Source organism: Amycolatopsis sp. DSM 110486 (assembly GCF_019468465.1).
Classification (GTDB): domain Bacteria; phylum Actinomycetota; class Actinomycetes; order Mycobacteriales; family Pseudonocardiaceae; genus Amycolatopsis.
This window is the reverse complement of the sequence record NZ_CP080519.1, coordinates 3,715,428-3,741,379: the sequence shown is the minus strand read 5'-3', so window position 1 is coordinate 3,741,379 and position 25,952 is coordinate 3,715,428. Positions and strand designations below refer to the sequence as shown.

At 68.7% G+C, this 25,952-nt stretch carries 20 protein-coding genes, 2 tRNA genes and 1 pseudogene; 9 read left to right on the top strand and 14 right to left on the bottom strand.

The window, feature by feature from the left end:
- Positions 1-129: 129 nt before the first annotated feature.
- From K1T34_RS18085 to K1T34_RS54720, 3 genes and pseudogenes are all read left to right on the top strand, one after another.
- A complete protein-coding gene (locus K1T34_RS18085; protein WP_220245419.1) occupies positions 130-582 on the top strand; it encodes a DUF2180 family protein in 453 nt (150 codons plus the stop codon).
- 13 nt (positions 583-595) lie between these two features.
- Positions 596-2,221: pseudogene (locus tag K1T34_RS54725) on the top strand (alkaline phosphatase family protein); the annotation flags it as partial.
- A 64-nt stretch (positions 2,222-2,285) separates the two neighbouring features.
- Entirely contained in the window at positions 2,286-2,717 is a 432-nt protein-coding gene (locus K1T34_RS54720) for a hypothetical protein (RefSeq protein WP_370643715.1), read from the top strand.
- Between the two features lie 453 nt (positions 2,718-3,170).
- Here the strand turns inward: K1T34_RS54720 and K1T34_RS18075 are convergent.
- The 5 genes from K1T34_RS18075 to K1T34_RS18055 form a co-directional block, all read right to left on the bottom strand.
- A tRNA-Ala gene (locus tag K1T34_RS18075) sits at positions 3,171-3,243 on the bottom strand.
- Positions 3,244-3,278: 35 nt separating this feature from the next.
- Complete coding sequence (locus K1T34_RS18070; RefSeq protein WP_220245417.1) at positions 3,279-3,452, bottom strand: DLW-39 family protein; 174 nt, start codon at positions 3,450-3,452, stop codon at positions 3,279-3,281.
- A 283-nt stretch (positions 3,453-3,735) separates the two neighbouring features.
- Positions 3,736-3,897, bottom strand: a complete 162-nt coding sequence (locus K1T34_RS18065) for a hypothetical protein (protein WP_220245416.1) — start codon at positions 3,895-3,897, stop codon at positions 3,736-3,738.
- A 183-nt stretch (positions 3,898-4,080) separates the two neighbouring features.
- The gene (locus K1T34_RS18060) at positions 4,081-4,893 is read right to left on the bottom strand and encodes a serine protease (protein WP_220245415.1); all 813 of its coding nucleotides are present in this window, start codon (positions 4,891-4,893) and stop codon (positions 4,081-4,083) included.
- A gap of 11 nt (positions 4,894-4,904) precedes the next feature.
- Positions 4,905-6,371 carry an alpha/beta fold hydrolase gene (locus tag K1T34_RS18055; RefSeq protein WP_220245414.1) on the bottom strand — a complete coding sequence of 489 codons (1,467 nt, stop codon included), beginning with the start codon at positions 6,369-6,371 and terminating at the stop codon, positions 4,905-4,907.
- Between the two features lie 132 nt (positions 6,372-6,503).
- Between K1T34_RS18055 and K1T34_RS18050 the strand changes: the two genes are divergently transcribed.
- On the top strand, positions 6,504-7,643 hold the full coding sequence (locus K1T34_RS18050; protein ID WP_220245413.1) for a hypothetical protein: 1,140 nt from the start codon (positions 6,504-6,506) through the stop codon (positions 7,641-7,643).
- A 231-nt stretch (positions 7,644-7,874) separates the two neighbouring features.
- Here K1T34_RS18050 and K1T34_RS18045 read toward each other — a convergent pair.
- The 9 genes from K1T34_RS18045 to dnaA all read right to left on the bottom strand — a co-directional run bounded on the left by K1T34_RS18045 (position 7,875) and on the right by dnaA (position 20,283).
- Positions 7,875-7,948 (bottom strand) — tRNA-Ile (locus K1T34_RS18045).
- A gap of 50 nt (positions 7,949-7,998) precedes the next feature.
- Entirely contained in the window at positions 7,999-8,664 is a 666-nt protein-coding gene (locus tag K1T34_RS18040) for a DUF3566 domain-containing protein (protein ID WP_220245412.1), read from the bottom strand.
- Positions 8,665-8,699: 35 nt separating this feature from the next.
- The gene (gene gyrA, locus K1T34_RS18035; protein ID WP_220245411.1) at positions 8,700-11,321 is read right to left on the bottom strand and encodes a DNA gyrase subunit A; all 2,622 of its coding nucleotides are present in this window, start codon (positions 11,319-11,321) and stop codon (positions 8,700-8,702) included.
- 48 nt (positions 11,322-11,369) lie between these two features.
- Entirely contained in the window at positions 11,370-13,337 is a 1,968-nt protein-coding gene (gene gyrB / locus K1T34_RS18030) for a DNA topoisomerase (ATP-hydrolyzing) subunit B (RefSeq protein ID WP_220245410.1), read from the bottom strand.
- A 197-nt stretch (positions 13,338-13,534) separates the two neighbouring features.
- A complete protein-coding gene (locus K1T34_RS18025; protein ID WP_255638571.1) occupies positions 13,535-14,068 on the bottom strand; it encodes a DciA family protein in 534 nt (177 codons plus the stop codon).
- Between the two features lie 208 nt (positions 14,069-14,276).
- Complete coding sequence (recF, locus tag K1T34_RS18020; RefSeq protein WP_220245408.1) at positions 14,277-15,431, bottom strand: DNA replication/repair protein RecF; 1,155 nt, start codon at positions 15,429-15,431, stop codon at positions 14,277-14,279.
- A gap of 13 nt (positions 15,432-15,444) precedes the next feature.
- Positions 15,445-16,335 carry a phosphogluconate dehydrogenase (NAD(+)-dependent, decarboxylating) gene (gene gnd / locus K1T34_RS18015; protein ID WP_220245407.1) on the bottom strand — a complete coding sequence of 297 codons (891 nt, stop codon included), beginning with the start codon at positions 16,333-16,335 and terminating at the stop codon, positions 15,445-15,447.
- Between the two features lie 47 nt (positions 16,336-16,382).
- Positions 16,383-17,516 carry a DNA polymerase III subunit beta gene (dnaN, locus tag K1T34_RS18010; RefSeq protein WP_220245406.1) on the bottom strand — a complete coding sequence of 378 codons (1,134 nt, stop codon included), beginning with the start codon at positions 17,514-17,516 and terminating at the stop codon, positions 16,383-16,385.
- 1,048 nt (positions 17,517-18,564) lie between these two features.
- Positions 18,565-20,283: a chromosomal replication initiator protein DnaA gene (gene dnaA / locus K1T34_RS18005; protein WP_220245405.1), complete on the bottom strand. Its 1,719-nt coding sequence runs from the start codon at positions 20,281-20,283 to the stop codon at positions 18,565-18,567.
- A gap of 599 nt (positions 20,284-20,882) precedes the next feature.
- Here dnaA and rpmH point away from each other — a divergent pair.
- Genes rpmH through K1T34_RS17980 form a run of 5 tightly spaced genes read left to right on the top strand, consistent with a single transcriptional unit; the run spans position 20,883 to position 23,619 of the window.
- Positions 20,883-21,026 carry a 50S ribosomal protein L34 gene (gene rpmH, locus K1T34_RS18000; RefSeq protein WP_220245404.1) on the top strand — a complete coding sequence of 48 codons (144 nt, stop codon included), beginning with the start codon at positions 20,883-20,885 and terminating at the stop codon, positions 21,024-21,026.
- A 21-nt stretch (positions 21,027-21,047) separates the two neighbouring features.
- Entirely contained in the window at positions 21,048-21,479 is a 432-nt protein-coding gene (gene rnpA / locus K1T34_RS17995) for a ribonuclease P protein component (protein WP_220245403.1), read from the top strand.
- A gap of 5 nt (positions 21,480-21,484) precedes the next feature.
- Entirely contained in the window at positions 21,485-21,817 is a 333-nt protein-coding gene (gene yidD, locus K1T34_RS17990; protein ID WP_220245402.1) for a membrane protein insertion efficiency factor YidD, read from the top strand.
- A 4-nt stretch (positions 21,818-21,821) separates the two neighbouring features.
- Positions 21,822-23,015, top strand: coding sequence for a membrane protein insertase YidC (gene yidC / locus K1T34_RS17985; protein ID WP_220245401.1), 1,194 nt, complete (start codon positions 21,822-21,824; stop codon positions 23,013-23,015).
- Positions 23,016-23,043: 28 nt separating this feature from the next.
- Positions 23,044-23,619, top strand: coding sequence for a R3H domain-containing nucleic acid-binding protein (locus tag K1T34_RS17980; RefSeq protein WP_220245400.1), 576 nt, complete (start codon positions 23,044-23,046; stop codon positions 23,617-23,619).
- Positions 23,620-25,952: the final 2,333 nt, after the last annotated feature.

The following is a 25,952-nucleotide window of genomic DNA, read 5'->3' as shown; positions in this document are numbered from 1 at the left end:
GAGCTGAGGGGAATCGAACCCCTGACCCCCGCCTTGCAAAAGTGGGGGTCCGTCCCTTCAGGCCCGCCTGTTACTGGTCAGACGGATCCGACGGTTGTCTGGACTGGCTCTGATGTCCCTGCCCGCCGCGTGCTCGCAGTCACCATGGCTGTCATTGATCAACTAAGCAGCCACCTGGGTAGCCGCACCCTCTCCGCTGAGGAGCTCGACCGCATCGCGAACCTCGACGTGCTCGGCCTCGCCGACGGCACCTGCGATGTGATGTCGCACTGGTCCCGAACGAGAACATCGTTATCCGACGGAGACCTGCTTATCGTGGCTTCTCCCGCCGTTTTTTCAAGGAGAACCATGATCTGCATTGACTGCGCGACACAAGGCATGAGCGAACCGGCCGTCGGGGTCTGTGTGCACTGCGGCGCCGCCACCTGCCTTGTGCACGTGGCCATCCAGACGTTGCCGGCCTCGGCGCCGGGCGTCGTGGCACCTCGCCAGGCCCGGCGCATGATCACCTGCGCCCACTGCGGCGAACCCCGAACCACTCCAACCCGCGCCCGGCACAAGGCAACTGCGATCGACCGGTAATGACCTGGGATGCATGGAAGGCCTGCTCGCGGTTGGCAGCATGGGTGCGAAAGTGGGCGTCCGGGGCACCAGCGGGGATCAGCCCGCAACCTGCGCAAACACCGCGACACTGGGCCAATCGGGCTACCGTGGACGACGGAGTGACCTGACTGCGCGTCGTGGCCAGGCGGTGGTGAGGCTCGGACACCGACCGCGCACGCGTCCCGAGCTTCATCGAGCCAATGCTGCTGGCGGGTGGTCGTCGCCGGCGTTGGCTGTTGGGCACGTGGGTTCCGGCGGCGCCGCGTGGGTGCGGGGTAGCTGTGGCGTCGGCGCGCCCGCCGGTGCAGTTGTCGTCGGCGCAGCCGGTTCGGGAGGTGCCGGCGTCGCGGCCGGGCTGGTCGTGGGCGTTCGAGCCGAAGCTGGATGGCTGGCTTCCCTGAACTTGTCAAGCGACGACGGGGTCCGGCGACGGGGTCGGTGCCGACTGCCTCGGCTGGAGGGTGACCGGAGACTTCGCGGTGCGTTGGTGCCCTCGCCCGGGATTTTTACAAGGGGCGGTGGTTGGCGAGTCTCGGTCGTACGGTGGTGTATGCCTGGATCAGGTCGGCGGGATGTCCTTGACCACGTGGTCGTGGTCATGTTCGAGAACCGGTCGTTCGACAATCTGCTCGGGCGTCTGTACGAGCCGGGCGAGGTCGCGGCGTTCGACGGGGTGCGTGGCAAGGAGCTGTCAAACCCGATTCCCGAGTGGGCCGGGCACGGCGACGGGCGGGGTGTGGTGCCCTACGGGGTGGCCCCGACCATGGACACGCCGAATCCGGACCCCGGCGAGGAGTACCAGCACGTCAACACCCAGCTGTTCGGGCTGATCGATCCGCCCGGCAACCGCGCAACCCTGGCCGAGCACATGGTCGCGCCCTACAACGCGCCCGAAGACGGGCGTGCACCCACGATGGACGGCTTCGTCGCCGACTACATCAGCGCGTTCCGGGCCGAGATGGGCCGCGAGCCCGGCTACGATGAGTACGCGCAGATCATGACGGGCTACACGCCGCAGCAGATGCCAGTCGTGTCGGCGCTGGCCCGCGGGTTCGCCACCTTCGACCACTGGTTCGCCGAGGTACCGACCCAGACCTTCGCCAACCGGTCGTTCCTGCACGCCGCGACCTCCTCCGGCCTGGTCGTCAACGCCCCATACGGAAATTTCCCGCTGCACAACACGGCCACGACGGTGTTCGAGCGGCTGGAGGCAGCCAGGCTGTCGTGGCGGGTCTACGTCGATCCGCCGAGCCGGATCCCGTTCACCGGCCTCATCCACGCGCCACGCCTACGCGACCGCTTCGCTACCCACTTCGTCACCACAGACCGATTCCTGCAGGACGCGCAGGAGGGGACGCTGCCGGCGTACTCGTTCATCGAGCCCAACCTGTGGCACGGCCACAACGACATGCACCCCCCGATCTCCGCGCTCGCCCCGGGCATCGCGTTCGACGCGCCCTCCTCCCTGCTCGGCGGCGAAGCTCTGCTGGCGAAGATCTACAACGCCGTCCGCGCGTCGTCGTCCCCCGACGGGTCGAATTGCTTCAACACCCTGCTGATGGTCACGTTCGACGAGCACGGCGGGACCTACGACCACGTACCGCCGCCGGCCGCGACCCCGCCCGATCCGGCCCCGCCCGCCCGGGCAGCTGGGCTTTGTCTTCGACCGGCTCGGCGTCCGCGTGCCCGCGATCGCGATCTCGGCCTGGATCCCGCAGCGGACCGTCGTCACCGACGTACACCACCACACCTCGGTGATCCAGACGTTGCGGCAGCGCTGGAACCTCGGCACACCCCTGACCGCACGAGACGCGACCGCGCCCGACCTTGCGCCGATACTCAGCCGCGACGAGCCCCGCACCCCCGACGACTGGCCCGACGTCCATCCCCAGCCGGTACCCGAGTTCCGCGAAAGCCTCGTGCCCGCCAACGCCCCAGTGTCACCCTTGGCCACAGCCCTCTTCCACGGCTACCTGGCCCTGACCAGGCAACTCGGCCAGGCCGTGCCCGACATCCCGCCCGACGCCGACCTCACCGGCGGCCAAGCCCTGGACATCGTCCACGAGACCGCCGGCGACCTCTTCCCCGGCCTCCGGATGGCGACAGCCCGATAGCCGAGCGGTGCGCGCCCGCGCGGGTCACGGCGGGACCTGGGCTGGTTCAGTCAACATGGCGTGCTGCCCTGTTTACCGATTCCGGTCTGCTGCAGTTGCGGCGGGACAACAACCTGGTCGTCTCGGGATGTCCGCACGACGATCGTCGTCACGCAGGGGTAACCGTTCTACCGTTCATGCAGTCGCTGACGCCACCACTCAGCCGCATGCCAGGGGCTGATCGAACTCGCCTTCGGGTCGGGCAGGGTCCTTCGCCTGAACTCGTCATCGACTGGAGCAAGACCCGACGCAGGTCAGCACGGGCGTCGTGCGGCAACGCTCGCAGGGCGGCTTCCAGTTCGTCACGGGCCTCGACCGGATCACAGCACGGGCAGTCGAGCCAGGGCACATACAACCAGCGGCCAGGTTGACGCAGGAAGCGCGTCCGGAGGTCAGCGCCGCTGGTCAGAAGTGTGGAGCTGAGGGGAATCGAACCCCTGACCCCCGCCTTGCAAAGGCGGTGCTCTACCAATTGAGCTACAGCCCCGGGCGCGGGTGCCCGTGGGTCACCCGCGCGGTGAGTCAGTTGCGGGAAGCGTCCGCGGCCTTGGCCGGGGTGCTGCCGTTCGCGGAGACCGGGCCCGTGGGGGCGGTCGCCTGGCGCCAGAGGTCGGCCTCGGCCTTGGCAGCCTTGTTGCGCTTGACGACGAACAGAACGCCGCCCGCGACGACTGCGAGTGCCAACAGCTTCTTCATCTGAAGCCCCCTTTTCCAGCTTGCTTCCGTACTCCACGATGCTACTGCACGCTCCGAGCGCCGGATCCGGCGGTTCCAGGGCCTGGTTCCACGTGGAACCATCGGCGGCCCGCGTCACAGGCCGAACGGAATACCTCCGGCGGGTGGGCTGTTGAACACCCTGGTCGGTGCGCCCAACGTGTCCCCCGGGCTCACACCTTTGCCTTCGCGGAATACCGTTCGGCTGGAGCCGCGTCGTGCCTTTCGCCGAGAGGCGACCGTGCGCGCGCCGACCGCAGACATGTCAGCCCTGCCGGCCTTCTCTTCCCGGCAGGGCTGACTTGCGTCCGGCGACGCCTTGAGCGCCCGACTCCACCAGGTCCGGCTGCCTGGTCGCGACGCCGTGGGTCACCTCGAACCACTGCCCCAGCCGGTGCCAGGCCCACGCCGGCCGGTCCTCGGTCACGCCATACGCCTCGGCCACGCGCGCCCGCGACGCCCCGGCATCACGCGCAGCAGCAGCTCACGCTCCCCTCGCGCCGCGGCCGCCGTTCGACCCAGCGCCCGTCGGCCGGCGTCGCGACGCTGTCCCGCCCAGCCACACGCGCCCGGTGTGGCGCCGGACGCAGTCATCGCCCGGCGCCACACGTCACCGCGCTGGCCGGGGCAGCAGGCAACCGGGCCGGCCGAGGTCGAGCCGGTTGCCGAGGGTGATGCATGTGGTGAGCCAGTACGTCTGCGTGCCGTAGGCGATGCCCTTGTGCACGCTGATGACGCCGTCGCGGTCCATCTCGCACGGGTTGTTGACCGTGCACTGGCCGCCGTCGCGGTTGCTGGTGTTGTTGATGCCGATGACCTCGCCGGTCGCGGTGTCGACGACGGGCGAGCCCGACGACCCCGGCCCGGTCTGGCACGCCGACGTGTAGCGCAGCACGTCTTTCGTCACATACCCCGTTTCCAACACGCTATAGGTGAGCTGGTCGACGCTGCAGGCGAAGATCTTCTTCAGCCCGCCCGAAACCACGCGGATGTCCGTGCCCGTGCTCGGCCGTTTCGCCGACACCGTGAGCGGCCGCACGTGGAACTTCCGCTCGAGCTGGCGGTAGGACAAGTCCAGCTGGTACAGCGAAATATCGGTGCCGGTCATGGTCACGTACACGGCCTTCACCGCCTGCACGAGACCCACGCCGTTGCCGGCCGCGTCGAGCACCGTCGCGACCCGCTGCGACGGCTTGTCCACCAGCACCTCGTCCGGCACCGGCCCCGGGCCTTCGTAGCAATGGCCGTTGGTCAGCACGAACGCTTTGTCGTCGTCCGCCGACGTCGGCATCCGCACCAGCGACCCCGAGCATCCGTCGACGTTGAGGCTGCCCGCGAAATCCACGGTCGCGGCCCCGGCTTGCGGCGCCGCGAGCACCAGTCCGATGGCCGTCACGACCACCGCCACACCGAGCCTGCGCATCACAGCCCCCTTCACCGGATTCCCGCGCAGGAACCGGAAACGGTGTGACCGGTGCGGAAGAAGTCAACCGCCTTGGCCGCACACGGAATCTTGTCCAGCGACCCGTGCTGTCCATCCAGGACAGTCAGCAGCGAGCCACCGACCGCCTTCTGCGTGTCGACCGCCCACGAATACGGCGTTTCCCCTTCATCGATGTGCCCGGACACCTCGAACGCACTGCTCCCCTTCACCGGCTTCCACGGCTGCGCCGGAAACGGCCACCCACCACAGAAAGCGGCGATCTCGAACTTGCCGCCCGTCGCCGGGTACTCGCGCTGATGCGCCTGCACCTCGCCCCACGCCTGCTCGAAATCGCGGCCGCCGGTCCCCTCGTTGCAGAACATCGCGTTGTACTGCACGCTGTTCAGCCCGCGGGGATTCACGTCGAAACCGAAGACCTGGCGCGCGCCGGCCGCCGGGTGCGCCGACGCCGGGACACCGCCGTCGCGAACGGTGGCGAGATCATCCGCCGCGGAATCCCAAATGGACTGCGGCGAAGCGAACTGGCCGGTGGCCCACTGGCGATCGAGCACCGTGGTGTCGTCGACGACCCGCGGATGCTGCGTGAGTTGGTCGCGGAGCGCGAAAAGCGCTGCGTTGACAGCATCCGCGGTCGTGCCGAAGTGGTATTCGGCATCGTGCTGGGCCAGCCACGTGACGAACCGGCCGAACCCCTTCTCCGCGACCGCGTCGACCGAACCGTCCATGGCGGACAGGTCCATCACCGGCGGCATCACCGAATCGAGCCACATCCGGTCGACGTGGCTGTCGAACATCGACCGGTACACGGTGCCGATGGCGGTGCCGTAGGAGACACCGTAGAAGCTGATCTTCGGTGCGCCGAGCGCGGCCCGCAGCGAATCCAGGTCGCGGGCGTTGTTCGTGGTGGTCAGCTGCTTGACGAACGCCGGGTCGATCGCGGTGCACCGCTTGTTGTACTCGGTGTACGCGTCGAAGCCGGCCTTCGCCTTTTCTTTCGCCGACGCCGTCACCGGCACGGCCGGGCCGTCCTGCCACTCACAGTCGATCTTGTCGCTGTATCCCGTGCCCCGCATGTCGAACCCGACCACGTCGTAATCGGCGGCGAGCGCCCCGAGCCCCATGGTGCTGAACGCCTTGGGATCCTCGATGTTGCCCAGCCCGGGCCCGCCGAGACTGGCCACGAGCACCCCGCGCCGCTTCGCGGGATCCGCCGCCTTCCTCCTGCTCACTGCGATCTTGACCTTGCGCCCCTGCGGCTTCGCGTAATCCATCGGCACCGCCAACATCGCACACTCGGACTTCGTGTCGCCCGGATCGCTCCAGTTGTTCGCCACCTTCGCGCAGGGCTCCCACTTCAGACCCTCTTCCGCCGCCCCCGCCGGCGCCACCACCCCAGCCCCGACGGCCACGACCGCCACCACAACCGCCGCAACTCTGACTTTCTTCAGTTCGACCATGGCTCACGACGCTAGAAACGCCGTGTCCCCACACCGTGCTCACACTTCGACAGTTCGGTAACGACCTAACCACCCAGTGTCGCCAAACGCGCCACTCACCAGCGCGACCACGTCACCGAGCGAACTCGCTCGTTGGCAGCCGACAACCAGCTGCCCCTGCCCGCGTTGCTGTTGTACGACCAGGTGCCCAACTGTGAACCGGCGGTGGTGGGCACACCTGGCAGTCGTACCGGGACGCATCCGACGTCGAAGGAGACAGCAGGTATGGCCGGCTGGTCGGCGGGCTCAGGCACACACAATTTCGTCGTCCCCGACCGTGCGCGCGCTGACGCGCTGGCCGCAGCGGTGGTGGCGCGCGACTTCGGCGGGTATCGCCGCGGTGGAAGCCGGTGCGACCCGGACATGCTGCACCAGTACCAGGACGGGCCGATCGTGCACACCAACCCAGGCGCACGGCCACCGGTCCCCGATGTGGTCATCACTCCGGCGCCGCCGAAACGCGCGCTGGACCTTGGCCCGGACAGCATCGTCGACGGCGTCATTGATCCGGCCGGACTCGATGACGTCGATTGGGCGCAGCTGACACACGCCCACGGGTCTGCCGAGGACGTCCCGGAGCTGATCCGCGCGCTCGGGCAGAACAGCAGTGAGTGGGACGCAGTTCTTGACGAACTGTTCGGCGACGACCTGCTTCACCAGGGCACCTGCTACTCCGCGACCGCTCCGGCGCTGCCGTTCATCGGTCAACTGGCTGCCGCGGGCTCACTACCGGCGGCGCGGCGGCTCGAACTTCACCTGTGGCTGATCACGGCAGCAGACTACTGGGCGGCCGGCCTCCTCGGCGATGCCGACCGCGCTGCAGCGCAGGGCCGTTTCCCTGCTGCGGCGCAGTGGACACAGGACGTGCATCGCGTCGTCGGCGAGCAGGTGCCTGCCCTACTGGCCCGATGGACCATCGAGCCACCCGCGATCCAATACATACTTGCCTGCCTCGCCGCGCTTTACCCACAAAGTGGTCAGTGCGTCGCGGAGAACACGGCTGCACTGGCAGCGACGTCCGCCGGGTGCCAAATCGGGCAGTACTTGCAGCTTGCCGAGCTACTCCAGCGCACCGACGACAGGCAGGCATTGACAATCGCTCAGCAAATCGCGACCTGGGACGAGTACCTGCGTCCTGCCTGGCTCGATGCCCCCAACGTCACCGCTGCGCTCAAGGCAGCACACGCCCTCGTCAGAGGAGCAACGCGCACCGGCAGCCACCCGACTCGCTGACCTACATCGAGGTTGCCCGCAACTCACCAACACAGAAAGGCCACCGCGCCACTTACCCAGGCAGTCAGCTCACCAAGCGGAACTCACCCACTCAACACAAGGTCGCCAGTCAACTCACCCATGCAGGAATGGTCACCGATCGCACCGTGGGGGTCTGGGGGCTCGGCCCCCAGATACAACACCGCCCGGTCACCGTTTGCGTATTCCGCAAACATGACCGGGCTGACTGGGTGGGCCCACCAGGACTTGAACCTGGGACCTCTTCGTTATCAGCGAAGCGCTCTAACCACCTGAGCTATGGGCCCGTCGAACGAAGGGAACTTTACAGGACCCCCGGAGGGGCCCTGCAACCGGGTTACTCCCTTTCCGACAGGGTGACTTCGAGGCCGCCGGCCAGGTCGGCGGACACGTTGTAGATGAAGGCGCTCACGGTGGCCAGGGCGGAGACCAGCACGATGTTGATCGCGCCCAGGATGGCGGCGATGCCGAACACGCGGCCGGCGCTGATGAGGGGCTCGGTGGACGCATTGGCGCCCTCGCCGCCGACCAGGGACGAGTAGGTGCCGTTCAGTTTGTCCCAGACGCCCATGCCGTCGAGGACCGTGTACAGCACGCCGACGGCGACCAGCCACACGAAGAACATGGCGACGCCCAGGACGAGCGACAGCTTCAGCACCGACCAGGGGTCGAAGCGCTTGATCTGCAGCGACGCGCGGCGGGGGCCGCGGCCCGGGCGGCGCAGGGCGCTCGGGGTGGGGCGGGTGCGGCCGGCCGGGGGGACGTCGGCGGCGGCCGGGGGCGCGCCCTCGGCTCCGAAGAGCCGGGGCGCGGCCGTGCCGCTCACGGCGGGGTAGTCGGTCTCGCTCACGCGCGGTCCGTCCTGCTCATGATCCGAGTAGACCACATCCTCGGTGGCGATCCCGGTCGAAACCGTCGCCTCCGAATCGCCGCCGCCGTCCTTGGCGGTGCGCTGCCAGGGTGGGCTCGACGACGTGCCGTCTGCCTTCTCGGATGGTGTCACGAAGAGTCAGTCCTTACCCGTGCGTGGGGCGCCGCTCACTGCTCCGGCGCCGTGCCGTCTTCTTCCGTGCTTTCCTCGGGCGCGGTGGTCACCTCGCCGTCGACGGCGGGGGTCTCCACAGCCTCGTCCACCGAAGCTTCCGAAGTATCCGAAGCGTCTGTGGTCTCCGCGGAGTCCTCGCCACCATTGGCGACGTCCGAACCCTCGTCCGCGTTGCGTGCGACCGCGAGAAGAGTCGTGCCGTCCGCCAGATTCATCAGCCGCACGCCCTTGGTCTGGCGACCGGCCTTGCGCACGTCGCGCGCCGGCGTGCGGATGACCCCACCGCTCGAGGTGATGGCGAACAGCTCGTCGTCCCCGTCGACGATGAGTGCACCCACCAGCCTCCCACGTTTCGTGTCGTGCTGAATGGTCAGCACACCCTTGCCGCCGCGGCCCTGCACCGGGTAGTCCTCGATCGGCGTGCGCTTGGCGTACGCGCCGTCCGTCGCGACCAGCAGGAACTTGTCGGGCTTGACCACGCTGATGCCGAGCAGCTCGTCGCCGTCGTTGAACCGCATGCCGAGCACGCCGGACGTCGCGCGGCCCATCGGGCGCAGCGCCTCGTCGGTCGCGTGGAAGCGGATCGACTGGCCGCCGGCCGACACGAGCAGCAGGTCGTCCTCCGCCGCCGCCAGCACGGCGCCCACCAGCTCGTCGCCTTCCCGCAGGTTGACGGCGATGAGGCCGCCCGCGCGGTTGGAGTCGAAGTCGGTGAGCTTCGTCTTCTTCACGAGCCCCTTCTGCGTGGCCAGCACCAGGTACGGCGCCACCTCGTAGTTCGGGATCTCGATGACCTGGGCGATCTGCTCGTCGGGCTGGAACGCCATCAGGTTGGCCACGTGCTGTCCGCGCGCGTTGCGGTTGGCCTCGGGCAGGTCGTACGCCTTCGTGCGGTAGACGCGGCCCTTGTTCGTGAAGAACAGGATCCAGTCGTGCGTGGAGCACACGAAGAAGTGCTGCACGATGTCGTCCTGCTTCAGCGTGGCACCCTGCACGCCCTTGCCGCCGCGCTTCTGCGAGCGGTACAGGTCGGTCTTCGTGCGCTTCGCGTAGCCGGTGCGCGTGATGGTGACCACCACGTCCTCGACCGCGATGAGGTCCTCGACCGACACCTCGCCGTCGAACGGGATGATCTTCGTGCGCCGGTCGTCGCCGTACTTGCCGACGATCTCCATGAGCTCGTCGCGGATGATCGAACGCTGGCGCTCCGGCTTCGCGAGGATGTCCTTGAGGTCCGCGATCTCCAGCTCGATCTCGGCCAACGTGTCGATGATGCGCTGACGCTCCAGAGCGGCCAGCCGGCGCAGCTGCATGTCGAGGATGGCCGTGGCCTGGATCTCGTCGACGTCCAGCAGTTCCATCAGCGCCGGCCGCGCCTCGTCGGCCGAGGGCGAACGCCGGATCAGGGCGATGACCTCGTCGAGCAGATCCAGCGCCTTGACCAGACCGCGCAAGATGTGCGCGCGCTCCTCGGCCTTCTGCAGGCGGAACTTGGTCCGCCTGACGATGACCTCGACCTGGTGCTTCACGTAGTGGCGGATCATCTGGTCGAGCCGCAGCGTGCGCGGCACGTCGTCGACGATCGCCAGCATGTTCACGCCGAAGTTCTGCTGCAGCTGGGTGTGCTTGAACAGGTTGTTCAGCACCACCTTCGCCACGGCGTCGCGCTTGAGCGTGACCACGATCCGCATGCCCGAACGGCTGTTGGACTCGTCGGCGATGTCGGCGATGCCCGTGAGCTTGCCGTCGCGCACCAGGTGCGCGATGTTCTCGACGAGGTTGTCCGGGTTCACCTGGTACGGCAGCTCGGACACGACGAGCGTGGTGCGCCCCTTCGCGTCCTCCTCCACCTCGACGACCGCACGCATGCGCACGGAACCGCGGCCCGTGCGGTACGCGTCCTCGATCCCGGAGGTGCCGAGGATCATCGCCTTGGTCGGGAAGTCCGGGCCCTTGATGCGCGTGAGCAGCGCGGCCAGCAGCTCGTCGTCGGACGCCTCGTAGTTCTCCAGCGCCCACACGACGCCGTCGGCGACCTCGCGCAGGTTGTGCGGCGGGATGTTGGTCGCCATGCCGACCGCGATGCCGGAACTGCCGTTGACCAGCAGGTTCGGGAACCGCGCCGGCAGCACGTTGGGCTCTTGCGTGCGGCCGTCGTAGTTGTCGCGGAAATCGACGGTGTCCTCTTCGATGTCCGCCAGCATCTGCATCGCCAGCGGCGCGAGGCGCGACTCCGTGTACCGCATGGCGGCGGCAGGGTCGTTGCCCGGCGAACCGAAGTTGCCCTGCCCGTCGATGAGCGGGTAACGCATCGACCACGGCTGGGCCAGGCGCACGAGGGCGTCGTAGATCGCCGAGTCACCGTGCGGGTGGTAGTTGCCCATGACGTCGCCGACGACGCGAGAGCACTTGTTGTACCCGCGGTCCGGCCGGAAACCGGAGTCGAACATCGAGTAGAGCACGCGCCGGTGCACCGGCTTGAGACCGTCGCGCACATCCGGCAGCGCCCGCGCCACGATCACGCTCATGGCGTAGTCGATGTAGGAACGCTGCATCTCCTGCTGGATGTCGACCGGCTCGATGCGGTCGTGTTCCGGCGGCAAGGTTTCCGTCATGGGTTCCTTCTCGGGGAAAGAGTCGGGGCTGGCTGGAGTGGCGGACGGCTACACGTCCAGGAAGCGCACGTCCTTGGCGTTGCGCGTGATGAACGAGCGCCGGGCCTCCACGTCCTCGCCCATGAGAACGGAGAACAGGTCGTCGGCCTGCGCGGCGTCGTCGAGGGTGACCTGGCCCAGCAGGCGGTTGGCCGGGTCCATCGTGGTCTCCCACAGCTCTTCGGCGTTCATCTCGCCGAGACCCTTGTAGCGCTGGATCGCGTCGTCCTTCGGCAGCCGGCGGCCGGCCTCGACACCCGCCTGGATCACGGCGTCGCGCTCCTTGTCGGAGTACGCGTACTCCGGGTCCTGCCGCGGCCACTTGATCTTGTAGAGCGGCGGCCGCGAAAGGAACACGTGGCCGTGCTCGATCAGCGGGCTCATGAAGCGGAACAGCAGGGTGAGCAGCAGCGTGGTGATGTGCTGGCCGTCGACGTCGGCGTCGGCCATCAGCACGATCTTGTGGTAGCGCAGCTTCGAGAGGTCGAAGTCGTCGTGGATGCCGGTGCCCAGCGCCGTGATCAGAGACTGGACCTCGGTGTTCTTGAGCACGCGGTCGATGCGCGCCTTCTCCACATTGATGATCTTGCCCCGGATGGGCAAGATCGCCTGGTACATAGAATCGCGGCCTTCCTTGGCCGAGCCGCCGGCCGAGTCGCCCTCCACGATGTAGAGCTCGCACTCGCCCGGGTCGTTGGAGCGGCAGTCCTTGAGCTTGCCCGGCAGGCCGCCGATCTCCAGCGCGCCCTTGCGGCGCACCAGGTCCCGCGCCTTGCGGGCGGCCATGCGCGCCTGCGCCGAGGAGATCGACTTGTTGATGATCGTCTTCGCCTCGTTGGGGTTGCGCTCGAACCAGTCGGCCAGCCACTCGTTCGACTGCTGCTGCACGAACGTCTTGGCTTCGCTGTTGCCCAGCTTCGTCTTCGTCTGGCCCTCGAACTGCGGCTCGGACAGCTTGATCGAGACGATGGCGGCGAGACCCTCGCGCACGTCATCGCCGGTGAGGTTCGCGTCCTTCTCCTTGAGCAGCTTCTTCTCGCGCGCGTACGCGTTGACCACGCGCGTGAGCGCGGCGCGGAAGCCCTCTTCGTGGGTGCCGCCCTCGTGGGTGTTGATCGTGTTGGCGAACGTGTACACCGACGGCGTGAAGCCGTTGTTCCACTGCATCGCGACCTCGACCTCGAGGCCGACGCCCTTCGCGTCGAAGGAGATCACGCTCTCGTGGATCGGGTCCTTGCTGCCGTTGATGTGGCGGACGAAGTCCTCGAGCCCACCGGGGTAGCAGTAGACCTTCTCCTTGACGCGGGCCTGCTTGCCCTCCGCGTCTGCTTCGGTCTCCTCGTCGGCCACGCGCTCGTCGCGCAGCGACAGGGTGAGGCCCTTGTTGAGGAAGGCCATCTCCTGCAGGCGACGCGAGATCGTCTCGAAGTTGTACGTCGTGGTCTCGAAGATGTTCGAGTCGGCCCAGAAGGTGATCGTGGTGCCGGTGTCCTCGGCGGGGCCGAGGTCCTCCAGCGGGCCGGCGACCTGGTCGGTGTAGAGCTGCCGCCAGCTGCGGCCGCCGACCTTGATCTCCGCGAGCAGCCTCGTCGACAGCGCGTTCACCACCGAGACGCCGACGCCGTGCAGGCCGCCGGACACCGCGTAGGAGTCGCTGTCGAACTTGCCGCCCGCGTGCAGGATGGTGAGCACGACTTCGAGGGTCGGCTTCTTCTCCTTGGGGTGCATGTCCACCGGGATGCCGCGACCGTCGTCGACGACCCGGACCCCGCCGTCGGCGAGGAGAGTAACGTCGACCTTGGTGGCGAAGCCGGCCATCGCCTCGTCCACGGAGTTGTCCACGACCTCCTGAACCAGGTGGTGGAGACCGCGCTCACCGGTGGAGCCGATGTACATACCGGGGCGCTTGCGGACCGCTTCGAGGCCTTCGAGCACGGTGATGGACGACGCGTTGTACTCGCTCTTGTTCTCGGTCACCGGCGTTGTTTCTCCTCGTCTCGCCCGAGCGGACGCTCGCTACTCCTCCAGTGTACTTGCCCGCGCGTGCTGACATGCGGCAAGGACACCCCTCACTGCGTCACAGAGCCGCGAAATCGCTCGAAGGCGAGTCAGGTCGTAGCTCGCGGGTTGTCAAGCGGTTCTCGGGGAACTCACCCGCCGACGCGCAACCGGAGTCAGCCGTACGTGTCTCGAGGCCCGCGACCCGGCACGACCCGTGGTCCTTTCCGCCAGCTCGGCGCCGTCGGACCCTGGATCCGCATGCGCTTCACGACGCCGTTGCCGACCCCCGCGGCGATCTTCGCGATGAGCTTGCTCTGCAGCAGCCGCAGCTGCGTGGCCCACGCCGTGGAGCTCGCGCGGACGGTCAGCTCGCCGTCCTTGAGGCTCACCGGCTGGGCGTGTTCGGCGACGTCCTCGCCCACGAGCCGAGCCCACTGCCCGAACACGCGCGCGTTGGTCATCGTGTCCTGCCAGCCGCTGTCGGAGACCAGCCGCGAGACGAGCCGGCCGACCGGTTGCGGGTCGCGCGCGTCGGCCCCGGGCCCTGACCAGCGACGACGGCGCGGGTTCTGGCCCCCGCCGCCCGTGATCCGGCCGCGGCGCAGGTTCGGCGGAGCACCGCGTTCCTTCGCCTTGGCCTTCGCGGCCTCGAGCGCGGCGTGCGCCAAGTCCCGTCCGGAGGGCTTCCCGTTCGGCCCAGCGGACACATCACGCTCGGTACCTGAATCACGCGTCCCACGTGGGTGATTGCCCGTTCGGGGGGTGTCAAGGCCCTCATCAGGCCGTTTCGTCACGCGCGGCGATAACCCATTCCCGGGTTTATCCACACTGTCCACAGGTTTGTCCCCAGATCGGTGGGTAACGTCTGTGACCGCGGTCACCCGCCGTGGCCGACTTGATCTTGGGGTCGAGGGCTCAGGCACGGTTGACCTCGCCATCCGCCACCACGAACCGGCTCCCGGCCAGCTCTGACGGCACGTCCTCGTCCACCGCCGCCGTGATGAGCACCTGCTCGGCACCCGCGGCGACCTCCGCGAGCCGCGCCCGCCGTTTGCGGTCGAGCTCGGCAAACACATCATCCAGCAGCAGCACCGGTTCGCCCGCTTCGCCACGCAGGAGCTCGTAGCTCCCGAGCCGCAGGGCCAGCGCGAACGACCACGACTCGCCGTGGCTCGCGTACCCCTTCGCCGGCGCCTCGCCCAGGATCAGATCCAGCTCGTCGCGGTGCGGGCCGACGAGGCTGATGCCGCGATCCAGCTCGTTGCGCCGGACGTCGGCCAGCGCCTTGAGCAGCAGCTCGCGCAGCACTTCCGCGTCCGCCCGCTCGCCCCCGGCCACGCCGTAGCCCGGCGGCAGCGCTTCGCCGAGCGACGACTTGTACGCGATCGACGCCGGCCGCGAGTCCGGCGCGACCCCCATGTAGGCCTCCGCCGCGTACGGCCCGAGGTCGGCGATGAGGTTCAGTCGCGCCGCCAGCAGCTGGGCGCCAGCTACCGACAGGTGGTCGTCCCAGACGTCGAGCGTCGAGAGCGCGTACGGGTCCTCCTTGCCGGTGCGGCGCTTGCCCGCGGTCTTGAGCAGGGCGTTGCGCTGCTTCAGCACCTTCTCGTAGTCCGCGCGCACGCCCGCGTACCGAGGTGCGCGCAGCACGAGCAGCTCGTCCATGAACCGGCGGCGCTCGCTCGGGTCCCCACGCACGAGCGCCAGGTCCTCCGGGGAGAACAGCACCGTGCGCAGGATCCCGAGCACGTCACGCGGCTTGCCGACCGCACCCCGGTTCACGCGGGCGCGGTTGGCTCGTCCCGCCGTGATCTCGAGCTCGACGGTGAGCTCGCGGTCGTCGTTGACCACGGCGACGCGCACGAGCGCGCGCTCGCACCCGTGCCGGATCAGCGGGGCGTCCGTCGCGACCCGGTGGGAACCCAGGGTCGCGACGTAGCCGATCGCTTCGAGCAGGTTCGTCTTCCCCCGGCCGTTCTGACCGACGAGCACGGCCGGGCCCGGTTCGAGGGCGAGGTCGGCTTGCGGCCAGGACCGGAAGTCGGTGACCTGGAGATGTCGCAGATACACGAGCGGGGGGAGGCTAGCTCCCGGCCTTCTTCACAGCGTGACCACCGAACTGGTTGCGCAGCGCGGCGACGGCGCGCATCGCGGCGGAGTCCTTTTGCCGCGAGGAGAACCGGGCGAACAGCGCGGCCGAGAGCACCGGCGCCGGCACCGCGTTGTTCACGGCCTCCTCCAGCGTCCACCGGCCCTCGCCCGAGTCTTCGACGTAGCCCTCGAGGTCGTCGAGCTCCGGGTCCTCCTCCAGCGCGCGCACCAGCAGGTCGAGCAGCCAGGAACGCACGACGGTGCCGCGCTGCCAGCCCTTGATCACCTCGGGCACGTTCTTCACGACGTGCGCGGCCTCGAGCAGCTCGAAGCCCTCGGCGTAGGCCTGCATGATGCCGTACTCGATGCCGTTGTGGATCATCTTCGCGTAGTGGCCGGCGCCGACCTCGCCGGCGTGCGAGAAGCCTTCTTCACGCGGGCCTTCCGGACGCAGCGTGTCGAAGATCGGCATCGCACGGGCGACGTCGGAGCCGGCGCCTCCGACCATGAGGCCGTAGCCGTTGACCTTGCCCCACACGCCACCGGAGACACCGCAGTCGAGGTAGCCGATGCCCTTGGCCGCCAGCAGATCCGCGTTCAGCTTGTCGTCGGTGAACTTCGAGTTCCCGCCGTCGATCACGAGGTCGCCCTCGGACAGCGACTGGCTGAGCTCCACCACGGTCTGCCGCGTCGGCTCGCCGGCGGGGACCATGATCCAGACGATGCGCGGCGCGTCCAGTTTGGACACCAGGTCGGCGAGCGACTCGGAGTCGGCGACGGCCGGGTTGCGGTCGTAGCCCACGACCTCGTGCCCGGCTGCACGCAGCCGCTCGCGCATGTTGAAGCCCATCTTGCCCAGGCCCACGAGACCGAGCTGAACCATGAGATCCCCTTATGTAGGAACGAAAATCCGCGGTTGTGACGCGCCGGTCAGCCCGGGAGCCGGACCGGCATCAGCAGATAGAGATAACCGGGGACGACGTTGCCCTCGGCGTCGGCGGGCTTGATGAGCGCCGGCCGGTTGGGGGTGGTGAAGGTGAGCTCCGCGCGGTCGCTGTGCAGCGCGCCGAGCCCGTCGACGAGGTAGCCGGGGTTGAAGGCGATGGTGACCGGTTCGCCTTCGTAGTCGACCTGCAGCTCTTCTTCGGCGCTGCCCTCGTCGTCGCCGCCGGCGGAAAGCCGCAGCGACCCGTCGGCGAACTCCAGCCGCACCTGCGTGCCGCGTTCGGCGACCAGCGACACACGCTTGATCGACTCGGCGAGCGCCGACACCTCGATCACGGCGCGCGACGTGTGCGTCGCCGGCAGCAGCTGCCGGTAGGGCGGGAACTCCGCGTCGAGGAGGCGGGTGGTGGTGTAGCGGCCGTTGCCCGAGAGGCCGAGCAGGCCTTCGCCGCTGGCGAGCGCGAGGCGCACGGTGCTGCCGGCGCCGCCGAGCGTCTTCGCGGCTTCGGCGAGCGTGCGCGCGGGCACGAGCACCGCGGCGTCGGCCAGGCCCTCCGCGGGCTTCCACGTGAACTCGCGCATGGCGAGGCGGAAGCGGTCGGTGGCCACGAGCGTGAGGGTCTCGCCCGAGATCTCCAGGCGCATGCCGGTGAGCATCGGGAGCGTGTCGTCCTTGCCTGCGGCGGTGACGACCTGGGTCACGGCCTGGCCGAACGTGTCGCCGGTGAGCTCACCCGCGAAGGCAGGCTGGGACGGCAGCTGCGGGTAGTCCTCGACGGGCATCGTCGGCAGGGAGAAGCGCGCGCTGCCGCACGTGATGGTGGCGCGGGCGCCGTCGACGGAGATCTCCACCGGCTGCGCGGGCAGCGCCTTGGTGATGTCGGCGAGGAGGCGACCGGAGACCAGGAGGCGGCCACCGTCGGCGATCGTCGCGGGGACGCCCACCGTGGCGGAGACCTCGTAGTCGAACCCGGACACGGTGAGCGCGTCGGACTCCCCGTCCGCACCCGCGTCGAGCAGCACACCGCCCAGCACCGGCACCGGAGGCCGGGACGGGAGGCTCCTGGCCACCCAGGCGACGGCGTCGGCAAGCCCGTCGCGCTCGACGCGGATCTTCATGCGCGCATCCTTTCGACAGCCGAGCCCCTCGGCTCGTGAAGGGTCGGCGGCTGGCGGTTCACGAGTACTGCGCCGAGTACGCCGCGACCGAGTCCCCACCGGGCCGGCCCGTTTCGGCGTGCCGGGATCGGCGCGCAGGAACGAACCAGGTGCAGGCATCCACGTTAGGCCGTCACCGGGGGTCCCGTCACCTCGGCCTCCCCTTGACTTTGTCGACAAGGAGACAGGCTCGACCGCTTGTCCCCAACTTCGTCCATCGCCTGTTTTTGTTTTGTTCTTTCTTTCAAAAGATCTAAGAGCAGTAGCAGTAATAGGGGCTGTGGGTTGTGTGGACAGAGCTCGTTTGCCCAGGTCGGAGGGCGCGGCGGGGTGTGGAGAGTCCTGGTGGTGGATCGGTGGATGGTTCGGGCGATCGGTGGATGGTTTCGTCTCGGCCGCGATCCATCCACATCTCGGGCCAGTTGTCCCCATGGTTGTCCCCAGGTGTGAGGGCAGTTGTACCCAGGTTCTGTGGGTGCGGAAACGGGTCCGAATCGCCCTGGAGAGTGACGGGCTCCCGTTGTGGATCACGTGTGGGCAACCTGTGGAATCCCCGTGGACAGCCCTGTGGAAAGTCTGTGGATTTCGTGTGGGCGGGATGTGGACCGATTCGGCGTCGCCGCAGCTCCTGGATCTGCTGGAGTTGTGCACAAACTGCGCACAGGGTGGGGAAAACTCCTTGTGTATCAATGGGTTTGAGGATGGCTGCGTACGCGTGCGTACGTGGGCGACGGCACACGCCGCTTGCTTCGCTGCTTCGCCTGTGTACGGGTGCTTCGTCCACGTTGGACCCGGGGCCTTGTGGAAGGTCTTGTGTGGTAGGGGAAACCGGGCTCGCTTGGGTGCTGGGCCGAGCGCGGGGTGCGGCGTGGACGAGTCTCTGTGGACGGACAGCGGGGCTCAGTGCCGGATTGCGGGCCTCGCGAGCGCCGTCGTGAGTACGTCGTCACGTCGCCCATAAAAAAGGAGGGCGCCGCCCGTAGGCGACGCCCTCCTTGAAGCTCCGAAGCTACTGCCGAGCCCGCTGCTTGATCCGCGACGTGAGCTCCTGCACCTGGTCGTAGATGCGCCGGCGCTCGGCCATCTCCTTGCGGATCTTCTTGTCCGCGTGCATCACGGTCGTGTGGTCGCGGCCGCCGAACGTCTGCCCGATCTTCGGCAGCGACATGTCCGTGAGCTCGCGGCACAGGTACATCGCGATCTGGCGCGCGGTGGCGAGCGCCTTCGTCTTGCCGGGCCCGCACAGTTCGTCGAGCGTCACGTCGAAGAACTCCGCCGTGACGCCCATGATGGTCGGCGCCGTGATCTCCGGTGCATGGGAGTCGGGGATCAGGTCGCGCAGCACGATCTCGGCGAGCGAGGTGTCCACGGCCTGCTGGTTGAGCGACGCGAACGCGGTCACGCGGATCAGCGCGCCCTCGAGTTCGCGGATGTTCGCCTCCACGCGCGACGCGATGAACTCCAGTACTTCGCCCGGGACCGCCAGCCGGTCCTGCGCGGCCTTCTTGCGCAGGATGGCGATGCGGGTTTCGAGCTCGGGCGGCTGGATGTCGGTGATCAGGCCCCACTCGAACCGCGTCCGCAGCCGGTCCTCCAGCGTCTCGAGGCGCTTGGGCGGGCGGTCGGAGCTGACGACGATCTGCTTGTTCGCGTTGTGGAGGGTGTTGAAGGTGTGGAAGAACTCTTCCTGCGTACCTTCTTTGCCTTCCAGGAACTGGATGTCGTCGACGAGCAGGATGTCGATGTCGCGGTAGCGCCGCTGGAAGGCGACCTTGCGGTCGTCTCGCAGCGAGTTGATGAAGTCGTTGGTGAACTCTTCGGTCGAGACGTAGCGCACGCGCATGCCGGGGAACAGCCGTTGCGCGTAGTGGCCCACGGCGTGCAGCAGGTGCGTCTTGCCGAGCCCGGACTCACCCCAGATGAACAGTGGGTTGTACGCGCGGGCCGGCGCCTCGGCCACGGCCACCGCGGCCGCGTGGGCGAACCGGTTGGACGCGCCGATCACGAACGTGTCGAAGGTGTACTTCTCGTTGAGCTTCGTCTTCGACGTCTGCGGCTGCGCGGGCGCGGTGTAGGGCTGCCCGGCGATCGGCTGGCCGGAGAACGTCGGCCAGATCTCGTGGACGGCGGCGAGCGCTTCGCCTTCCTCGTCCACTTCTTCGTTCGGGTCGTCGGACTCCTCGAGCGGGGCCGGCTGCGGCACCGGGCGCTGGCGCGGCGGCTCGGGCCGGGCGGCGCGCGCGGCGGCCATGGAGGCGCCGTCGATCGGCGGACGCTGCTGCGTGACGGAACCGTTGTCGAGGCGGCCGTTCTCGAGACGGCGGTTGTCGGGCCGTCCGTTCTCCACGTGCGTGGGGTCGAGGTGACCGGGTTCCAGGCGCCCGTTGTCGATGCGCCCGTTGTCGGGGTGCCCGTTTTCCACCTGAGGGGGTGCGGGCACGTAGCGCGGCGCTGGCGCGATGGCCTCGGCGCTGTCGACCTTCACGGCGAGCGACACGGCGCGGCCGAGCCGGCGGGAGAGGGCGTCGGTGATCGCACCTCGCAGCGCGCGTTCGATCGCTTCCTTCGCGAAGTCACTGGGGGCAGCCAGCAGGGCGGTGCCGTCGAGCAGGCCGATGGGCCTCGTCACCCGCATCCAGGCTCGTTGCTGCGGCGAGAGGGTGCCGTCGGACAGCTCCCGTACCACCTGCTCCCAGATAACGCCCAGATTGTGCTGGTGCTCGGACACCTGTCTGGCTCCCCTCCCCTCGTCGGCGTGAACGGCGGAATCACCCCAACCACGCCCGCAAAACACTCCCCTGGACGTCATCTTGGACCGACCTGCGCGCGGGCACAGCGAATATCCACATAGTTGTCCACAGCTGTGCACTAATGTACGGCTGCCCGCAGCCACGCCACCTGCGGGCTCGGCGTTCGCCGTGGGCGCCTCCACACCCCGGTGGCGATACCGCCGCGCGCCTCGAGACCGGGCGACCCGGAAGAGGCACGCTAACAAGCCTCGCCCGCTGCCACAAGGCACCATTGTGCGCAAGCATTTCACGGTGTACGGCGTGTTGCCATTCGGTGTCCCGGCGTGGGCGAAGGCGAGGTCACGGCCCGGTCGCCGAGCGTGGCGGAGGGGGTGCCTACACGGCTCCCGACCGGGGTGCGTACCCTCGTAAGGTCTCCCGTAAGCGACGGGTGCGTTTCGCGTGCCCACGTATGTCGTCGCTCGTCGTGACGAGGCCACACGTTGGTAGGAGACACCAGAGACTGCCGTGCGCCCGCACGACATGCCGGTAGACGGCCGAAAATCCGTCGCCCGACGGCCGAGACACAGGAGTAGCAGTGAGCAAGGGTAAGCGCACCTTCCAGCCGAACAACCGCCGACGCGCGCGGACCCACGGTTTCCGCCTCCGCATGCGGACCCGTGCCGGCCGGGCCATCTTGGGGGCTCGTCGTCGCAAGGGCCGCGGCGCGCTGTCCGCCTGATCCGGCTCGTCGAGGCGCGCCGTGCTGCCCGCAGCCGCACGTCTACGGCGGAGTGAAGACTTCCGGGTCGTTCTCCGCCGGGGCTCCAGGGCAGGCAGGCGTCGCCTCGTCGTCCACGCGTTGACCACGGACCCGTCCGCGGCCGCACCCGATGCGGCCAGGGCGGGTTTTGTGGTGAGCAAGGCCGTCGGGAACTCGGTGGTCCGCCATCGAGTGACCCGGCAACTGCGTCATCTCGTTTCGGCCCGACTCGGAACACTGCCCCCGGGCAGCTCGTTGGTCGTACGGGCATTACCTCCGGCGGCGTCCGCTTCGAGCGCGGAGCTCGGCGCCGATCTCGACGCGGCGTTGCGCCGGCTCGGACTCACCTCGTCCCGCCGCGCCGCCGGGGAAGATGCTCCCCGGCAACCGCGTCAGCAGGACGCGGCCCCCGACCACGGATCAGCGGTGTAACGGCAATGCAAGCCACTCCCGAGCACACCCACGGCGGCACCGACGTCACCGGGGAGACGGCCCCGCGCCGCCCCGGGCCGGTCGCGTGGGTGCTGCTCCTCCCCATCAAGTTCTATCGCAAGGCGATCTCGCCTTTCCTGCCGCCGGCCTGCCGCTTCTACCCGAGCTGCAGCGCGTACGCAGTCGAAGCCCTGACCCGGCACGGTGCCGGCCGCGGCTCCTACCTCGCGCTGCGCCGGCTGGGGCGGTGCGGCCCGTGGACACCGCCGGGCCGCGATCCGGTACCCGAGAAGTTCTCGTGGCGCCACCACCTGCCTGAAACACCGATCGAGGAGTAGCTCAGTGCTCGATTTCATCTACTACCCCGTGTCCTTCATCTTGTGGTGTTGGCACAAGGTATTCGGGTTCGCGTTCGGGGAAGCATCGGCGATTTCCTGGATCCTCGCGATCATCTTCCTGACGTTCACGGTCCGCGGCATCATGTTCAAGCCGTTCGTGAACCAGGTCCGGTCGATGAAGAAGATGCAAGACTTCGCGCCGGAGATGAAGAAGCTCCAGAAGAAGTACGCGAACGACAAGCAGCGCCAGGCGCAGGAGATGCAGAAGCTCCAGCGCGAGCATGGCGTCAACCCGCTGGGCAGCTGCCTGCCGATGATTCTTCAGATCCCGGTGTTCATCGGTCTGAACCACGTGCTGCGCGCGTTCACGATCCTGCCGCCCGGCGGTGGCGTGAAGACGGAGAACTACTTCTTCAACCAGCACGATGTCCAGTCGTACGTCACCGCGAAGCTCTTCGGCGTCAACCTGGGTGAAGCGGTCTACAACGGCGTCGGCGTGGTCAGCGGCAGTGTCGCGGCTCCCGGGTTCCACTGGAACGTGCTCCCGGTCGCGCTGCCCCTGATGATCATCGCGTCGATCGCCACGCACCTCACCGCGCGGCACTCCGTGGCCCGGCAGAACGCCGCGTCGGCCACCTCGCAGACCGCGATCATGAACAAGCTGACGATGTACATCTTCCCGCTCGGCGTGCTCGTGTTCGGTGCCCTGTTCCCGCTCGGCCTGCTCTTCTACTGGCTGGCGAACAACGGCTGGACGCTGATGCAGCAGCGGCTCGTGTACACGCGCATCGACAAGGAAGAGGCCGCGCGCAAGGCGGAGGCCGCGGAGAAGCGAGCGTCGCTCGGGCCGAAGCCCGGGCAGAAGCCGACGGCTCCGAAGGTCGGGCAGAAGCCTGTGCAGCAGAAGAAGAACAACCCGTCCGGCAACGGTGACCAGCAGGGCAAGGTGAGCAAGGCGGGTTCGGCGCACGGTTTCGCGCAGACGAAGTCCCCGTCTTCCTCGGGTGGCGTGGAGAGCAAGAAGAACGCCTCGGCCGAGGCTGCCTCGCAGTCCACGCCGTCCGAGCCGGACACCGATGCGACCCCGTCGAAGCCTGCGCAGCAGCCGGCCCAGAACGGATCGAACAAGGAGAACGGAACCGGGGTTCCGGGGCTCCTCAAGGACTCGACCAGGAAGTCGGGCCGGAAGCGTCGCTGACGCGTCCGGTTCGGAGAGGAGACGAATGATGTCGGAGACGGTCGACACGATCGACGCCGATCAGGACGAAGAGACCACGGCCTCGGCCGCACCCGCCGCGGGTGCCCCCGCCGAGGCCGCCGACGAGAAGCAGGGCGGCGACGACCTGCTCGTGCAGGAAGGCGACATCGCCGGCGACTACCTCGAGCGCCTGCTCGACCTGCTCGACTACGACGGCGACATCGACCTCGACGTCGAAGCCGGCCGCGCCATCATCAGCATCGACGGCGGCGAGGACCTCGAAAAGCTCGTCGGCCCCCGCGGCACCGTGCTCGAGGCCCTGCAGGAACTCACCCGCCTCGCCGTCCAGCAGGAGACGGGCTCCCGCAGCCGCCTCATGCTCGACATCGCCGGCTGGCGCGCCGACCGCCGCGAAGAGCTCCGCGAACTCGGCCGCTCCACCGCCGAGTCCGTCCTGTCCAGCGGCGAGCGCGTCCGCTTGCAGCCCATGAGCCCCTTCGAACGCAAAGTCGTGCACGACGCGGTGGCCACCGTGGACGGCGTCACGAGCGAAAGCGAGGGCGAAGACCCGAAGCGCCGCGTGGTGATCTTCCCGGAGGGCTGAGCCTCCTGGACACCATCCTTGCGGCCGTCACGGCTTGCTGCGGGTGATCTGGACGCATCACTGAGTAATGCGAAGCACTGAGCAGAAGCGGCCCGCCGGACTTCCGGTGGGCCGCTTCTTTTGTCTCCGCTCTCTTGCTCGTTCCGCCGTACTGCGCGCCGCCGGTTCCCGCACTGGGCCGCCTCACCGCCGCGCCTGGAACGGCTCCTCACGCCGGTCGCCTTGCCGCCGTGCGGCCGTGCCCCGAACCGGCTCCCGCGCTTGCCGCCGCGCCCCGCACTGCTGCCGCGCTCATCGCTTCATCACGTGCCCGGACCCGTTCCTCACGTCCACGCCCGCCGCCGGCTCCCGGGCTGGGCGACCTCACCGCCGTGCCCCGCACGCTGCTGCCGCGCTCATCGCCTCATCACGTGCCGGGCCCGTCCTTCACAGCCGCGTGCCGTCGGCTCCCACACTGGGCCGCCTCACCGCGTGCCCGGAACGGCTCCCCACACCTGTCGCCTCGCGGCCGTGCCCCGCACGCTGTTGCCGCGCTCATCGCCTCATCACGTGCTGGGCCCGTCCTCTACGGCCGCGTGTCGCCGGCTCTCGCGCTCGGTCTCCTCGCCGCGTGCCCGGAACGGCTCCTCACACCTGTCGCCTCGCGGCCGTGCTCCGGCTCGGCCTCCGCGCTTGCCGCCGTGCCCCGCACGCAGCCGCCACGCTCATCGGTTCATCACATGCCAGGACCTGCTCTCCACGGTCGCACGCCCGCCGGCTCCTGCGCTGGGCCGCCTCACCACCGTGCGCCGGAGCGGCTCCCCACGCCGATCACCTTGCCGCCATGCGCCGAACCGGCTCCCGCGTTGGGCGGCCACACCGCGTGCTCATGCTCATCCCCACGCCCGTCACCTTGCCGCCCTGGCCCGGATCGGCTGCCGCGCTAATCGCTGTGCCCTTGCGACCTGAACCCGCTGCTGCCGCGGTCGCTTAGGCCCGTGGCTCGAACCCCTCCCGTGCCCATCGCCTTGGCACAGTGGCCCGGATCTGCTTCAGCGCTTGCTGCCGTGCCCCAACGCTGTGCCGCCCCTTCGCCTTAGTTCTTGGCCTGAACCGGCTGCCGCATTCGTCGCTGTGACGCCGTGGCCTGAACCCCCTCTCGTACCGATCGCCTTGCCGTTGTGACTTGGGCCCGATCTGGTGCTGATCGCAGTGCCGTTTCGCAACTGCGGCTCGGATCCGCTCGGGCACTTGCCGCCTCGCCACATTGGCCAGAACCAGCTGCTGCAGCTGCAGCCCTGCCACCTTGGTCCGAACCCCGCTCCCGCGCCCTGGACCGCGCACCTGCTCGCGCCGCCTGACCCCGCTCCGGACATCGCGGCTCACGGGGCGTCGGACTGCACGGCCCGTGCTCCGCACCCGCTCCGTCCGCTCGCTCCGCAGCGCCCCGACCTCACCGCGGCTCGGCTCCATCCCCACCCCCAACTACCTACCGCGGCCTCCCCCAGAGCCACTCCGGCTGCCCGAGCACCAAGGCTGACTCCGTCGCGGATCGCCAGCTGGTACCGGCCTCCACACCCGGGCCCGAGCCGGCCGGGGCCCCACACCAACCCACCGCCCAACTTGACCGACCATGCTCCGGCGCACCCACCCGACCCACCGCGCGCACTCCGGGCATGACGGCTCAACCCCCGCCCAGCTCCTGCCGCGACCCCACGCCCCAGCCATCCACCACCCAGCGCGCGGAGCTTCTTGGGTTCTGCCGACTCAGTCGACTGAACTCGCCACGCGAGCGCACCCGTGGCAACGCGGCTCTACCGCCCGCGGGCCTTCAGGCGACGCGACCTCACTCCGCCGAGGTTCCATATCCATCCACCGACTATCTAGGCGAGGTTCTCCGCTGCCGCCCTCCCAGCCGACCCGAACGCGCCACCCACGCACACACGGAGAAGTCCGCTCGGCCAACCGAACGTCTCCATCGCGACTCCGCACTCACCGAGTCTGCGCCCACCCAAGCCGCCCGGACTCGTTCCGGCGCTGTCGTCGCAATCGACCGAACGTGGTGCCCGGCGCACATCTGCACACGCCTCGGTCCCCGACTGAACTTGCCTCAGCCAGCACTCGCTGGAACCTGTCGCCTCCCGCTGCCCAGCGGCCTCCCGGGTGCGCCCGGTGCAAGCGGATCCGACCCAGCGGACCGCCGCCGTGGCGCCGCTGCCCCCCATTCGGTGGGCGCGCTCGGAGTGGCTCGGCTGCGGTCGTCCGCCCGCCTGGGCCGGCCGGGTCGGTTCAGACAACACCGGTCGGCGCCGCCGGGCCGTCACCATGAGACCCGTATTCGCTAAGACCCTCAC

Bases quoted from the DNA above. Each gene is read 5' to 3' on its own strand.
- K1T34_RS18070 (WP_220245417.1), bottom strand. From the start codon at position 3,452: ATGAAGAAGCTGTTGGCACTCGCAGTCGTCGCGGGCGGCGTTCTGTTC.
- K1T34_RS18060 (WP_220245415.1), bottom strand. From the start codon at position 4,893: ATGCGCAGGCTCGGTGTGGCGGTGGTCGTGACGGCCATCGGACTGGTG.
- K1T34_RS18055 (WP_220245414.1), bottom strand. From the start codon at position 6,371: ATGGTCGAACTGAAGAAAGTCAGAGTTGCGGCGGTTGTGGTGGCGGTC.
- gyrA (WP_220245411.1), bottom strand. From the start codon at position 11,321: ATGACGGAAACCTTGCCGCCGGAACACGACCGCATCGAGCCGGTCGAC.
- gnd (WP_220245407.1), bottom strand. From the start codon at position 16,335: ATGGTTCAGCTCGGTCTCGTGGGCCTGGGCAAGATGGGCTTCAACATG.
- dnaN (WP_220245406.1), bottom strand. From the start codon at position 17,516: ATGAAGATCCGCGTCGAGCGCGACGGGCTTGCCGACGCCGTCGCCTGG.
- yidD (WP_220245402.1), top strand. From the start codon at position 21,485: ATGCAAGCCACTCCCGAGCACACCCACGGCGGCACCGACGTCACCGGG.
- K1T34_RS17980 (WP_220245400.1), top strand. From the start codon at position 23,044: ATGTCGGAGACGGTCGACACGATCGACGCCGATCAGGACGAAGAGACC.